Source organism: Micromonospora desertarenae, assembly GCF_056150265.1.
Genome location: NZ_JAXCFQ010000016.1, coordinates 156,959 through 170,385, shown reverse-complemented (window position 1 = coordinate 170,385; position 13,427 = coordinate 156,959). Strand labels below are relative to the sequence as shown.

The window sequence follows — 13,427 nt, the reverse complement described above, 5'->3', positions numbered from 1 at the left end:
CGACACGGCCGGCTTCTCGGCCGGGGCGGCGAACGCGGTGGCGGGGGCGGCGAGGGCGCCGCCGGTGAAGGCGAGACCAGCAGCGGTCAGAGCGGTCTTACGCAGGATGTCGGTACGCATGGTGATCACAAGCCTTTCGATCGGGGGAAACGCGAGGCACACCAAACGGGGGGCGGTGTGGGCCGCGTCAAGGAAAGGTCGTGCATGAAGGGGGGTCGCTTCCGGCGGCCAGGGGCCTGCTCGGGCGTCCCGGGGGTGTAACCATCCGGCCCGGCCCACCATTCCGGCGGCTTCGGAGGCCGGGGGCCTGCTCGGCCCGTCGGGGTGTGTCAACGACCCGTGGCGGGCGGGGCATTCCGCCCGCGACCCGTGGGCCGTTCACCCGCGCTCGCTGGCGCCCGGGGAGGCGCGGCGGGTATGCCATGTTCAACGACCCCGACCCGCCACCGATTCCGCCGCCAGGGTGGCCCCGACCACCCCACACCGGCACCCAAACCCGGCACCCGGACCCAAGACCGGACACCATGAAACGGACAGACCGCACTTCGCCGGATATCGGGTTCGCCACCGGCGCCGGCTCGCCGAACCGCGCAGCTCGGCCTCAGGACACCGCACCCTCACTCGGCACCCACACCGACCGCGCCCGCCTCGTCGGCGACGGGCGCGGTCCTCTGGCGATCGGCGTGCCGTCGGGGCGAGCACCTCACCCTCGGTGGGCTGATACCCCTGCGTCATGAATATGCCGCGGAGGCATCACGGTCGCGTGCGTCCGCTCCTCGGCGGGCGCGGTCTCCGCGGAGATCGTCCGGTCCGGCCGTGCCCGCCCGGGCCGGCCACGGTTCACCCCCGGCTGTGCGACATCTGCCTCCCCGGCTTGAGGACATCGCGGCGCCCCGACGGCTATCGGCACATCCAGCCGGCATGGCGTGTCACGCGGCCGTCGCCCCGATCCACGCAGAGTTCGTCGGCCTTCCGGTCTACCCAGTAGGACTGCCCGGCTTCGACGAAGACCGGCTCGCGCAGGTGGAACCAGCGGTCCACCACCGTCACCAGGAGCAGGCGCTCGGCCGTCGTCCGCCCGCTCATCGCAGCCGCCTGCCCACCGGGTCACCACCGTCGAGGTCAGTCATGGGACAGGGCGGTCAGTTCCTCCTCGAGCAGGCGGGCGAGCCCCGGCTGCCGGTCGGGGTGGCTGGCCGGGGTCATCCCGCGGCTGGGCATCTCCACGATCATCAGCAGGTAGAGGTGCATCCGGTAGAGCCCGAGGCGGCGCCGCACGCCGGCGTCGAAGACCGGCGGCTCGTCCGCCGCGGCGGCGTAGCCGCGGAGGAACGGGTGGTCCGGCTCGTCCTCGGCCCGGCGCAGCAGCAGCGGGGAGACCAGGTCCACGAGCGGGTCGCCGAAGAGGTAACGCTCCCCGTCGACCAGCCCGCACATCCGGTACGGGCCGTCGCCGTCGGGCTCGGCGAGCACGTTGCCGTCCCAGCCGTCGAAGTGCACCAACGCCGGGCGGCGTACCTGGTCGAGCAGCCGGCGGTGCCGTCGCACCACGGACCGGATCCGCTCCACCGGCACGGGTACCCGCCAGTCGGCGGCGTCGGCGAGCAGTTCCTCGATCATCGCGGCGAACGCCTCGGCCCAGGTCGACCCGCCGGTGCGTCCGTCGTCGTAGCCGAAGCGGTCGCCGGTGACCCGGTGCACGGTGGCCAGCACCGTGCCGAAGTCGTACCGCGCCCGGTCGCCGTCCACTCCGGACGCTGCCAGGTCGCTCAGCGACCGGCCGGGCAGCCGGCCGGTGACCAGCCACTCGCCCAGCACCGGATCCACGCCGTGGTGCAGCACCGGCGGTACGGGAACCCCCGGCGCGTGCGCCGCCGCCAGCCGGAAGTAGCGGGCCTCGGCGGCGGTCAGGCCCCGCTCGTAGCGCAGCAGCGGCACGGCGGGCGGCGGGGCCACCTTCAGCACCGTCTCGCGGCCGTCGTCCAGGCGGACCCACCAGACGGCGGCGTAACCGCCCCCGGCCAGCGGGCCGCACGCCGCCACGCCACGATCCGGTCCGAACGAGGCCCGGACGTAGCCGGCCACGTCGGTGGGGGAGAGGACCCGCTGGGTGGGACTCGCCCCGCTCATCCCGCGCTCCGCCGCGCCGTCCACGTCACGCGCGCCACACTAGTCCCTCCCGCACCGGTGCGGCAGGTGCCTGACGGCCGAGTCGGTTGCGACATCAGCTCCCAAGGGGAACAGGGGTACGGCCCGACCCGGTGGCGGCCCGGGCACCTGATGGCCGGTCGGCCGCGAGCGCGTGGCTCAGCCGAGGCGTACCTGTGCCGGCTGCTCGGCCGGTGCCTTCCCGGCGCGACCGTCACCCGCGGCCCCGGCGGCCCCCTTGGCCCCGGCGGAGCCGCCGGCGCCATCGGGGCCGGCGGAGCCGGTGCTGCCGGCGACCTCGACCGGCCGGGCCGGCATGATCGGCGCGTCCCGGCCGGTGCCGTGCCGGCCGTCGCCGTCGCGGCTCGCGGACTCCTCGTGGTAGTCCTGCTCGACGTTGACCGACCAGACGTCGTGGCCGGTGCCGCAGGCGATGTTCTCCGCGGTGAGCATGGCCGTCAGCATCGAGTGGTCCTGGTTGTTGTACCGGTGCATGCCGTTGCGGCCGACCGGGTGCACGTTGGGCACCTCGCGGGCCAGCCAGTCCCGGATCACGTCGACGTTGTGCTGGTAGCGCTCGTCGTAGACCGGATACGCCTTCGGCATCCGCACCACGTACCCGGCCTCGACCACGCCGGGGCGGACCAGGCCGAGCCGCTCCAGCTCCGCGGTCGCGGCGGCGATCAGGTCGGCGTCGGGCGTACGCCAGGTCTCGTCGTCCTCGAAGACGAAGTACTCCAGCCCGAGGCAGGTGCGGCCGTCCTTGACCAGGTGCGGCGACCAGGACCCGAAGTTCTGGATCCGGCCCACCTTCACCGCCGGGTCGTGCACGTAGATCCAGTTGTCCGGAAAGGAGAACTCCTCGGGCACCACCAGCGCGACGGTGAGGAAGTCCCGGTAGCGCAGGTCGGCCGCGGCGGCCAGCACCTCCGGCGGGGCCGCCGGGCGCAGCGCGGCGACCAGCTCGGAGATCGGCATCGAGGAGATGACGTGCTCGGCCGGCTCGGTACGCTGCCCGCCCGCGCCGTTGACCGTCACGGCGACCGCCCGGCGACGCTCGGGGTCGCGGTGCACGGCGGTCACCCAGGTCCCGGTGTCCACCCGGCCGCCGCGCCGGCGCACCTGTTCGGCGCACCGCTCCCACATCATGCCGGGCCCCAGCTTCGGGTACTGGAACTCCTCGATCAGGCTGGTCACGTCCTTGCGGTTGCGCTTGGGCAGCACCGCGTTGCGGACCGCCTTGGCCAGCGACAGGTTCTTGATCCGCTGCGCGGCCCAGTCGGCCTGCAACTGGTCGGCCGGCATGCCCCAGACCTTCTCGGTGTACGTCTTGAAGAAGATCGAGTAGAGCCGCCAGCCGAACCGGGCCGAGACCCACCCCTCGAAGTGCGACTGGTCCTTCGGCGGGCGCAGCCGGGCCCGGGCGTACGACCCCATGCAGAGCGCTGCCTCGCGCAGCCCGAGGTTGCGCAGCGCGTTCGTCGCGTTGAGCGGGTAGTCGTAGAGCGCGCCGCGGTAGTAGATCCGGCTCATCCGGGGGCGGAGCAGGAAGTCCTCGTCGGGCAGGATCTCGTGCCAGAACTCCTCGACCCGGGGCACCTTGGTGAAGAACCGGTGCCCGCCGATGTCGAACCGCCAGCCGTCCCGCTCTACGGTGCGGCTGATTCCGCCGACCACCTCGTCGGCCTCGAAGACCCGTACCGGCGCGCCGCGCCGCAGCAACTCGTACGCCGCGGTCAGTCCCGCCGGTCCCGCGCCGATGACCACCGTGCCGTGCTCGTCCGCCATGACCTGCCGCTTTCTGTCGTGTGGAGGGGGCCCGCATACCCGCCTGGGCGGGGATGTCACTCCCGTTCGGTGCGCCGGTCGACGTGTCAACGGCCGCGGAACGGGGATGTGGCACCGTTCGTGGCCGGGTGGCCGGATCCGGGAGAGGCATGGGCGACAGGGGGCGGGCCGACGCGGCCGGGCGCGGCGCGCTCGCCGGCCGCGCCGGGCGGGTGGCCGCCGGAGCGCGGCGGGCGGTGGCCCGGGTGCCGGCTCCCTGGCCGTACGTGGTGGCGGTCTTCGTCGGTACGAAGGTCGTGCTCAGCCTCGTCGGGCTGCTCGCGCTGAGCGCCTTCGACGAGGTGCCCTGGGCGCCGCCGCCGGACGAGACCACGATGCGCGATCAACAGCGGGCCGTCTCCGGTCACCGGTGGTTCTCGCTCTGGTTCGCCTGGGACACGTTCCTCTACGACCACCTGGCCCGGCTGCCGCTGGACGAGCCGTGGCGCGACTTCGGCTTCCCGCTGCTCTACCCGTTCCTGGCCCGGCCGCTGGCCCCGCTGCTGGGCGGGAACACCGCGCTGGCCCTGCTGGTGGTTGCCAACGTGGCGTTCCTGCTGATGCTCTACTACGCGTACCGGCTGGGGGAGCGGCTGCTCGGTGACGACCCGGCGGCCCGCCGGTTCGTCCGCTACCTGGTGCTGCTGCCGGCGGCGTTCCTGTTCCAGGCGGCGTTGACCGAGTCGCTCTTCCTCTGCCTGGCGCTGGCCGCGTTCCACTACGCCGAGCGGCGGCAGTGGCTGGTGGTCGGCGTGGTCGGCTTCTTCCTGGCGCTGAGTCGCTCGGTCGGGTTCTTCGTCGTCCTCCCGCTGGCCCTGGTGCTGCTGCGCCAGGGCGACTACCGGCTCGGGCCGCGGGCGCTGTGGCGGTACGTGCGGACGGGTTGGCCGCTGCTGCTGGTGCCCGCCGGCTGGGTGACCTTCATGGCCTTCTGCTACTGGCAGAGCGGGGACTGGTTCGCCTACAAGCACGCCCAGGAGAAGGGCTGGGGGATCAGCGTGCAGAACCCGCTGCCGGTGATCTGGCACGGCCTGACCGACGCGCCGACGCGGGACGCGGTGCGGGTGTGGATAGCGGTGGCCGTGCTGGTCGTCCTGCTCGCGGCCGCCCGCCGGATCGGCCTGCCGTACCTCGTCTACGGGCTGATCATGGTGCTGGTGCCGCTGTCGATGGGCCCGCCGGTGTACAAGAGCCTGCTGCGCTACCTGCTCGCCGCGTTCCCGGTCGGCCTGGCCCTGGCCCGGTGGGCCCGGCACGCCACCCTCGACGTCTGGCTGACCGCCGCCCTGGCCCTGCTCCAGGGCGCGCTCTTCGTCACCTGGCTCGCCTACTGGACCCACTTCATCATCTGAGCGCGGCGGCGGCCGGCCAGCGCGGGTCGCGCCGGCGGCGCGCTGCGGCCCGGCGCCGGGTGCGGCAGGATGGGCCGGTGGGCGAGCGCCGGGTGACCCTCGACGGGCTGGGTGCGTGGCTGGTCAAGGGGAACGCCGACCGGGTCGACCTGGCCGGGCGGTTCGCCAAGGATCCGCACGTGGACGCCTGGTGCGTCCGGCCCGGCTACCGGGTCGGGCTGATGCGTGCCGGCCAACCGGTGGTGTTCTGGGCGAGCGGCAGCCGCGGCCGGCTCCGCTACGGCGTGTGGGGCGTCGGTCGGGTCGCCGCCGCCCCGGTGCCCGGGGACGGCACGTGGACGCTGCCCCTGGCGCTGACCGTGCTGCCCGAACCGCACCGGGTCTCCCGCGACCTGCTCCGCGCCGACCCGCGGTTGGCCGGCGCCGAGGTGTTCCGCCAGCCGCAGGCGGCCAACCCCTCCTTCCTCACCGTCACCGAGTACGCCGCCCTGTGCGAGCACCTGCCCCCGCCCCGGTGACCGCCGGCTTCACCTGACCGGCCCGGCTCACTATGATCGGGTGAAAGTCCTTGCCGGGCGCTGTCATCAGACCGGCAGAAATCTTCGGGCGCGACCGGCGTGCCGGAAAGGGTGGGCATGGCACTGTCCGCGACCGTCCGCGCCGAGCTGCGCGACATCGTCGGCCCGGCGAACGTGCACGACGCCGAGGGCGACCTCGTCGCGTACGCCCGCGACGCCACCCCGCTCTTCACCCACCGGCCCGACGCGGTGGTGTTCCCGGCCGACACCGCCGAGGTCGCCGCGGTGCTGGCGCTGGCCACCCGGCACGGCGTGCCGGTGGTGCCGCGCGGCGCGGGGTCGAACCTGTGCGCGGCGACCGTGCCGCTGCGCGGCGGGATCGTGCTGGTGCTGACCCGGCTGAACGCGATCCTGGAGATCAGCGCCGACGAGTTGCTGGCCGGGGTTCAGCCCGGCGTCTCCAGCGCCGTGCTGGCCGACGCGGTCGCCGCGCACGGGCTGCTCTGGGCGCCGGATCCGGGCAGCCGGACCGTCGCCACCGTCGGCGGCACCATCGCGACCTGCGCCGGCGGGCTGCGCGGGCTGAAGTACGGGGTCACCCGCAACTACGTGCTGGGGCTGGAGGCGGTGCTGCCCACCGGCGAGGTGATCCGCACCGGCGGCCGGCTCTGGAAGGACGTGGCCGGCTACGACCTGACCCGGCTGCTCACCGGCTCGGAGGGCACCCTCGCGGTGATCACCGAGGCGACCGTGGCGCTGCTGCCGGCGCCCGCCTCCGCCAACACCGGGGTGGCGTACTTCCCGTCGCTGGCCGAGGCGGGCGAGGCGGTGGCCCGGGTGATCCGGGCCGGGGTGGTGCCGGCGACCCTGGAGTTCCTCGACCGGGCCTGCATCGACGCCGTGGAGGACTTCGCCCACCTGGGGCTGCGGACCGACGCCGGAGCGCTGCTGCTCTTCGGCGACGACGGCCCGCCGGACCTGGTCGCCACCCACCTCGACCGGATCGGCGCGGCCTGCGTGGCGGCCGGCGCGGTGGAGGTCACCACCGCCCGCGAGGTCGCCCAGGCCGAGGCGCTGCTGGCCGCCCGGCGCTGCGCGCTGCCGGCGCTGTCCCGGCGCGGCGGGGTGACCATCCTGGAGGACGCGACGGTACCGCGACCGCGGATCGCCGAGATGGTCGACCGGATCGACGCGATCGCCGCCCGGCACGGCGTCGCCATCGCCACCTTCGGCCACGCCGGCGACGGCAACCTGCATCCCACCTGCGTCCTCGACTCCGCCGACGACACCGACGCGGTACGCCGTGCCGAGGCGGCCTTCGCCGACGTCTTCGCCGCCGCCCTCGACCTGGGCGGCACCATCACCGGCGAACACGGGGTGGGCGCGGCGAAACTGCCGTTCCTGGCCGCCCGGCTCGGCGACGACCAGCTCGCCCTGCTGCGCCGGATCAAGACCGCCTTCGACCCGGCGGGCATCCTCAACCCCGGAAAGCTGGGCTCGTGACCGGCGACGTGTTCGACCCCGGGCAGCTGTCCCGCTGCATCTCCTGCGGCTTCTGCCTGCCCGCCTGCCCCACGTACGCGATGACCGGCGACGAGGCGTCCTCGCCGCGCGGCCGGATCACCCTGATGCGGGCCCTGCAGGACGGCACGCTGCCCCCGGACGATCCCACCCTCGCCGAGCAGTCCTCGTTCTGCCTGGGCTGCCGGGCCTGCGAGCCGGTCTGCCCGGCCGGTGTGCAGTACGGCAGCCTGCTGGAGCAGTGGCGGGTGCACCAGTGGCGTGGCCGGCGCCGGCCACCGCTCGCCCGGGCGCTGACCCTGGTCGCCGGGCAACGGTGGCTGCTGCGCCTGCTCGGCCTGGTACGCGGCGCAGCCCGCGGCCCGGCCGCACCTTCGACCACCGCCGGACCGGCCGCCGCCCCGCCGACCACCGCCGCTGAACCGGCCGCCGCCGAATCGGGCGCGGGCGAACCCGCCGGGCAGCTCATGCTGGGCTGCTTCGAGCGGGCGCTCTACCCGGCGGTCAGCCGGGCGGCCCGGGCCCTCGACCCGGCGCTGGCCGTACCGAGCGCGCAGGGTTGCTGCGGGGCGCTGCACGCGCACAACGGCGACCTGGCCGGCGGTGAGCGGCTGGCCCGGCGGCTCGGCGAGGAGCTGCCGGGGACCATCGTGACGACCTCCGGCGGCTGCGCCGCACACCTGGCCTCGGTGCTCGGGCCGCGGCGGGTGCGGGAGCTGTCCACCTGGCTCGCCGGCCGGCCGCCCGGCACCGAACTGCGGGTGGCCGGCCGGCGGGCCCGGGTCACCCTCCAGGACTCCTGCCACCTGCGCAACGGGCTCGGCGTCTTCGCCGAGCCCCGGGCGCTGCTGCGCCAGGTGGCCGACTACGTCGAACTGCCCTCGGCGGCCACCTGCTGCGGCGCCGCCGGCACGTACTCGCTGCTGCGGCCGAAGGACTCCCGGCGGATCCTGGACGCCAAGCTCGACGAGATCGAAGCCGCCGGGGTGGACCTGGTGGTGGCGGTGAACCCCGGCTGCCTGCGTCAGCTGCGTACCGGACTGCGCCGCCGCCGGTCGGCGGTGCGGGCCGTGCACCTGGCCGAGCTGCTGGCCGAGGCGACCGCGCCCGCGCCGCCGGCCTGACCGCGCCCTCGACGGCAGCGCCGGTCGCCGGGTGCCCGCCGCCCCGTCCCGGCCACCCGCCGGCGGGTTGACCCCGGCCGGCGGGCGCGCCGGCCGGGGTCCCGACTCACTCGGTGCGGATGCCGTCCGGGCGGGTGAGCCGCCAGAGCACGGGCAGGCTGAGCCCGGTCACCAGCAGCACCACGGTTGCGCCGAGGGCGGTGGAGAGGCCGAGGACCGGCCAGGCGATCACCACCGGGGCCTGCACCATGCGCAGCAGCACCGCGCCGAGCCCCAGCCCGAAGACCACCGCCAGGGCCAGCCCGATCAGCACCGGCACCGCTGTCTGCCAGAGCACCGACCAGCTCAGTGTGCTCCGTCGGGTGCCGACCGCGACCAGCATGGCCAGCAGCCGGCGCCGCTCGCGCAACTGCTCCAGGACACCGACCAGCATGCTGGCCGCGATCAGCAGCAGGGTGACCACCGCGCCGATGTAGAGGCCGCGCTGGATGTTCACGAACTTGGTGGCCTGGGTGGTGCGGGTCAGCGTGAGGACGCTGGCGGACAGGTCGACACCGGCGGCCGCGTTGCGGACGTGCTCGATCGCGTCCGGGCGGCCCGGGTCGAGCCGCAGGTACGCGTCCGTGCGCAGCGGGCCCAGCCGGGCCGGCGCGACGGCGGCCGGGGTGGCCAGCACGGCCGTCTCCTGGTGGCCGGCCGGGTGGGGCCGGACCGGTGCCTCCCGAGCGGCGTCGGGCACCCGCCAGGTGCCGGCGCCGTCGCCCACCGCCACGGTGGCGCCGGGCCGGACGGCCGCCGACTGGCTCTCGGCGCCCGGTGCCCGCACCACGAACACGTCCCCGTCGGCGCAGCGGTCGAGTCGGGCGAACTCGGCCAGCTCGGCGCAGTCGCCGATCCGCAGGTCGGCATAGCCGTCCACGGCGGTGAGCGCGGTGACCAGCGTGCCGTTGGTGCTGGTCACGCCCGGGGCGGCGGCCAGCCGGTCCAGCGCGGCGGCGGCGTCCGGCCGGGCCGGGAACTGCACCAGCACCTGGGCACGGGACGGATCCTGCCCGGTCGAGTGGGTGAACTCGTCGGCCACGCCGGCGAAGAGCATCTGCAGGCCGATGGTGCCGGCGACGGCGACCGCGACGCCGTTCACCAGCCGCGCCGAGGCGGCGCTGTCGACCTGGAGCCGGCGTACCGCCAGCTGCCACGGCACCGGGCCGCCGCGCAGCCCGCGGACCACCAGGTCGGTCAGCCAGGGCAGCAGGGTGACAGTGCCGATCAGCAGCAGCACCGCGCCGGCCGCCGTCTGGTTCTCGGCGCCGACCGGCGTCACGCCGGCCCCGGCGGCCAGCAGCAGTCCCAGCCCAGCGCCGGGCAGCAGCAGCCGCCACGCCAGCCGGCGGCGGACCGGGGTGGCCCGTCGGGTCACCCCGAGCGGCTCGACCACCACCGCGCGCAGCGCCACCATGGCCACCAGCACCGCCAGCGCCGGCACCGCCAGGGCGATCCCGACGACCAACGCCAGCGGCGGGCGCACGTCGGCCGCGTACACGCTGAGGTCCATCAGCGTGACCAGCGGCACCACCTGGCGCCCGGCCAGGAAGAGCAGGCCACCGACCGCGACGCCGAGCAGCGCGGCGGCGGCGGCCTCGCCGGCGGCGATCCGGCGGATCATCCCGGCGTCCGCGCCGACCAGCCGCAGCGCCGCCAGCCGCCGATCCCGGCGTTCACCGCCGAACCGCACGGCCGCGCCGAGGAAGACCGCGATGGGCAGCAGCAGTACGACGAAGACGACCACCACGAGCAGCATCAGCACCGGGCCGAAGCCCTCGCCGGGCAACCCGCCCCCGAAGGCGTCCAGCCGGGTCGCACCCTGGTCCGCCGAGAGCGTGCCGCTGCCCAGGTAGTAGGCCAGCTCGTTCGGCCCGGCCAGGCCCTGCGGGCCGATGGTGCCGGTGATCCGGGCGCCGCCAAGACGCGGCGCGAAGAGCGCGCCGTCGGGCGAGCGGAGCAGGTCGCGCAGCGCGGGGGAGAGCACCACCTCACCCGGACCGGGCAGCGTGGTCAGCCCCGGCGGCACCGGCGCGGCCGGACCCTCGGGACGCAGCACCCGGCCCCGGACCGGTCGGTCCCGGAAGGCGCTGTCGGTCGCCTGGATCAGCAGGGTGTTCGCGGCGGCCGGGATCCGCTCGCCCATCCGCAGGTCGTCGCGGGCGTCGCCGCGGGCCTGCCGGGCGTCCAGCGCGTGCGGTACGGCGGCCGCCAGCAGCAGCATCGCCACGCCGATGCCGACGCCGAGCGCGGTGAGCACCGCGCGCAGCCAGCCCTCCCGGCCGCCGGTGACGGCCATCCGCGCGCCCATCGCCAGGTCGGCCGCGCCGTCGCGCAGCCGGCTCACGCGGCGGGCTCCAGGTCGCGGGTACGCCCGTCGCGCACCACCACCTCCCGATCGGAGTACGCGGCCACCCGCGCCTCGTGCGTCACCAGCACCACCGCCGCGCCGGTCTCCCGGGCGGCTCCGGTGAGCAGCCGCATCACCCGTTCGCCGTTGAGCGAGTCCAGCGCCCCGGTCGGCTCGTCGGCGAAGACCACCTGGGGCCGGGTCACCAGCGCACGGGCCACCGCGACCCGCTGCCCCTGCCCACCGGAGACCTCGCCGGGCCGCTTGCCGGCCACCTCGGCGACCTCCAGCCGGTCCAGCCACTCGGCCGCCCGGCGCTCGGCCTCGCGCCGGCCCAGGCGGTCCAGCCGCAGCGGCAGCGCCACGTTCTCCAGGCAGGTCAGCTCCGGCACCAGCTGGCCGAACTGGAACACGAAGCCGAACGCCGCGCGGCGCAGCGCGCTGCGCTCGCTGTCGGAGAGGGCGCCCAGGTCGCGCCCGGCGAAGCGCACCCGGCCGGAGTCCGGCCGGACGATGCCGGCCAGGCAGTGCAGCAGGGTGGACTTCCCGGAGCCGGACGAGCCCATCACGGCCACCACCTCACCCCGGTCGACCCGCAGGCTCGCGCCGGCCAGGGCCCGGGTCGGCCCGAACGAGCGGTGCAGGTCCTCGGCGACCAGCAGCGGGCCGGTCACGGCAGCACCGTCTTCGCCAGCTCGTCGAGGCGGGCCGCGGTCAGCTCCAGCCAGCGCAGGTCGGCCTCCAGGTGGAACAGGGCGTGGTCGCAGATCAGCTGCTCGGCGAGGTCGCCGTCGCGCTTGCGGCGGGTCAGCTCGCGCATCATCCGCAGGTGCTCGGCGCGCTGCACGTCGAGCAGGTCGGCGGCGCTGCGGCCGGTGAGCAGCGCGAGCACCACCTTGGTGTAGAGGGTGCTCTGCAGGTAGGGCTCGGGCTTCTCGGCCCGGGCCAGCCAGCCGGCCACGTCGGTGACGCCGGCCTCGGTGATCGCGTACCGCTTGCGCTCCGGGCCCTCGCCGGGCTCGACGGCCTCGACCTCGACCAGGCCGCTGCGCAGCAGCCGGGACAGGGTGGCGTAGACCTGGCCGTAGGCGAGCGGGCGGGCGTGGCCGAAGCGCTCGTCGTAGAGGCGTTTGATGTCGTAGCCGTGCCGGGGGGTGGCCTCCAGGAGGCCGAGGAAGGTCTGTCCGATCGACATGCCGAGGACTATACACATCGCGTATACGCCGAATGTATACACCCGGAAGTCCTCAGCTGTCCCTTTCCTGCCGGGGGCGCTCGGGCCGCCGGTCGCGGCCGGCGGCAAGATCGGGGGCGACCTGTCCCGCACGCGACGGAGGTTCCGTGTTCGCCCTGCCCCTGACCGAGGACGCGGAGCTGCGTCCGCTCGACCCGTGGCTGGCCGAGGAGTTCCTGGCCCACCTGGACCGGGCCCGGGAGCACATCGCGCCCTGGGTGTCACCGTCCTTCGTGGCCACCGACCTGCCCTCGGCCCGCGCCGTGCTGCAGCGCTACGCCGACCGCTGGGCGCGCGACGCCGGCGGCATCTGGGGGATCTGGCGGTCCGGCACCCTGGTCGGCGGCGTCATGTTCGTCTCGTTCGACGTGACCGTCGGGGTGGCCGAGGCGGGCTGCTGGCTGGAACCCGGCGCCGAGGGACGCGGCCTGATCAGCCGCGCGGTCGGCCGGATCGTCGACTGGGCCGTGCGGGAGCGGGGCATCCAGCGGGTGGAGTGGCGGACCAACGCCGAGAACGCCCGCAGCATCGCCGTCGCCCGCCGGCTCGGCATGCACCACGACGGAACGCTGCGGCAGGTCTATCCCGGCCCGGCCGGTCGGCGCGTCGACATCGAGGTGTGGTCGGTCCTGGCGCCCGAGTGGCGCGGCGGATCAGACGTGCCCGAGCACCGCGTCCAGTGACCGGGGCACCCGGTCCGGCTCCACCGCCTCGACCAGCAGCCGCCCGTACGCCTCCTTGCGGCCGGCCCGGGTGCCGAGGAACCGGCGCAGCTGGGCGCTGACCGGGCGGCCCTGCTGTGCCGGCTGCCGCTGGAAGATCTCGAAGGAGTGCGCCTCGCCCTGGGCGGCGAACACCTCCCGGACGCCGGCGGGGCCGACCGCGCGGATGAGTTCGTCCTCCAGGTCGGCGACGCAGGCGTGGAAGCCGAGGTCCGCCATGGCCGCCCGGGACAGGCCGGTGCCGAGGCCGGCCAGCTCCAGGCTGCGCCGGACGAAGCCCTCCTCGTTCTCGTCGTAGAGGCCGGCCAGCCGCAGGTCGCGCCCGGCCGGGCCGAGCCGGGCGAGGAAGTGGCCGAGGTTGGTCACGCCGCCCATCGCCACCACCCGTACGCCCTCGGCGGCCAGGTCACGACCGCGCCGTGCGGCGAGGGTCAGCACCGCGGCCCGGTCGCTGGCCCCCTCGACCAGGACGACGGCGCGCGCGTCGACGGCGGCGTCGAGTTCGATCAGCACGGCACACCTCCAGCTCGGTCCCGGACATCATGCCGGCGACCGCGCCGCGCGCCCACCGCAATTCGCCGGGCGCACCGGC

12 protein-coding genes are annotated in these 13,427 nt (G+C 75.3%); 5 read left to right on the top strand and 7 right to left on the bottom strand.

Features of this window, described 5'->3' with window-relative positions; translation table 11 throughout:
• Positions 1–900 precede the first annotated feature (900 nt).
• The 3 genes from SM577_RS27350 to SM577_RS27340 form a co-directional block, all read right to left on the bottom strand.
• Entirely contained in the window at positions 901–1,086 is a 186-nt protein-coding gene (locus tag SM577_RS27350; protein ID WP_302919848.1) for a hypothetical protein, read from the bottom strand.
• Between the two features lie 36 nt (positions 1,087–1,122).
• Positions 1,123–2,130: a phosphotransferase family protein gene (locus SM577_RS27345; protein ID WP_474588315.1), complete on the bottom strand. Its 1,008-nt coding sequence runs from the start codon at positions 2,128–2,130 to the stop codon at positions 1,123–1,125.
• A 177-nt stretch (positions 2,131–2,307) separates the two neighbouring features.
• Positions 2,308–3,936 (bottom strand): NAD(P)/FAD-dependent oxidoreductase, encoded by a 1,629-nt coding sequence (locus SM577_RS27340; protein ID WP_474588314.1) that lies wholly within the window; start codon positions 3,934–3,936, stop codon positions 2,308–2,310.
• Positions 3,937–4,085: 149 nt separating this feature from the next.
• On the opposite strand from SM577_RS27340, the gene SM577_RS27335 reads away from it, so the two are divergent.
• From SM577_RS27335 to SM577_RS27320, 4 genes are all read left to right on the top strand, one after another.
• On the top strand, positions 4,086–5,327 hold the full coding sequence (locus SM577_RS27335; protein ID WP_474588313.1) for a hypothetical protein: 1,242 nt from the start codon (positions 4,086–4,088) through the stop codon (positions 5,325–5,327).
• 77 nt (positions 5,328–5,404) lie between these two features.
• Positions 5,405–5,845 (top strand): hypothetical protein, encoded by a 441-nt coding sequence (locus tag SM577_RS27330; protein ID WP_474588312.1) that lies wholly within the window; start codon positions 5,405–5,407, stop codon positions 5,843–5,845.
• Between the two features lie 117 nt (positions 5,846–5,962).
• Entirely contained in the window at positions 5,963–7,348 is a 1,386-nt protein-coding gene (locus SM577_RS27325; protein ID WP_474588311.1) for an FAD-binding oxidoreductase, read from the top strand.
• On the top strand, positions 7,345–8,490 hold the full coding sequence (locus SM577_RS27320; RefSeq protein WP_474588310.1) for a (Fe-S)-binding protein: 1,146 nt from the start codon (positions 7,345–7,347) through the stop codon (positions 8,488–8,490). Before SM577_RS27325 ends, SM577_RS27320 begins: the two co-directional genes overlap by 4 nt.
• A 106-nt stretch (positions 8,491–8,596) precedes the next feature.
• On the opposite strand, the gene SM577_RS27315 is transcribed toward SM577_RS27320, so the two are convergent.
• Genes SM577_RS27315 through SM577_RS27305 form a run of 3 tightly spaced genes read right to left on the bottom strand, consistent with a single transcriptional unit; the run spans position 8,597 to position 12,074 of the window.
• Positions 8,597–10,876 (bottom strand): FtsX-like permease family protein, encoded by a 2,280-nt coding sequence (locus tag SM577_RS27315; protein ID WP_474588309.1) that lies wholly within the window; start codon positions 10,874–10,876, stop codon positions 8,597–8,599.
• Positions 10,873–11,553, bottom strand: coding sequence for an ABC transporter ATP-binding protein (locus tag SM577_RS27310; RefSeq protein WP_474580991.1), 681 nt, complete (start codon positions 11,551–11,553; stop codon positions 10,873–10,875). The genes SM577_RS27315 and SM577_RS27310 overlap by 4 nt, the downstream gene beginning before the upstream one ends.
• The gene (locus SM577_RS27305; RefSeq protein ID WP_302919839.1) at positions 11,550–12,074 is read right to left on the bottom strand and encodes a PadR family transcriptional regulator; all 525 of its coding nucleotides are present in this window, start codon (positions 12,072–12,074) and stop codon (positions 11,550–11,552) included. Before SM577_RS27305 ends, SM577_RS27310 begins: the two co-directional genes overlap by 4 nt.
• Positions 12,075–12,220: 146 nt before the next feature.
• Between SM577_RS27305 and SM577_RS27300 the strand changes: the two genes are divergently transcribed.
• Positions 12,221–12,796 carry a GNAT family N-acetyltransferase gene (locus SM577_RS27300; RefSeq protein ID WP_302919838.1) on the top strand — a complete coding sequence of 192 codons (576 nt, stop codon included), beginning with the start codon at positions 12,221–12,223 and terminating at the stop codon, positions 12,794–12,796.
• Here SM577_RS27300 and SM577_RS27295 read toward each other — a convergent pair.
• Positions 12,767–13,348: a TOPRIM nucleotidyl transferase/hydrolase domain-containing protein gene (locus tag SM577_RS27295; RefSeq protein WP_474588308.1), complete on the bottom strand. Its 582-nt coding sequence runs from the start codon at positions 13,346–13,348 to the stop codon at positions 12,767–12,769. The genes SM577_RS27300 and SM577_RS27295 overlap by 30 nt on opposite strands.
• Between the last annotated feature and the right edge of the window lie 79 nt (positions 13,349–13,427).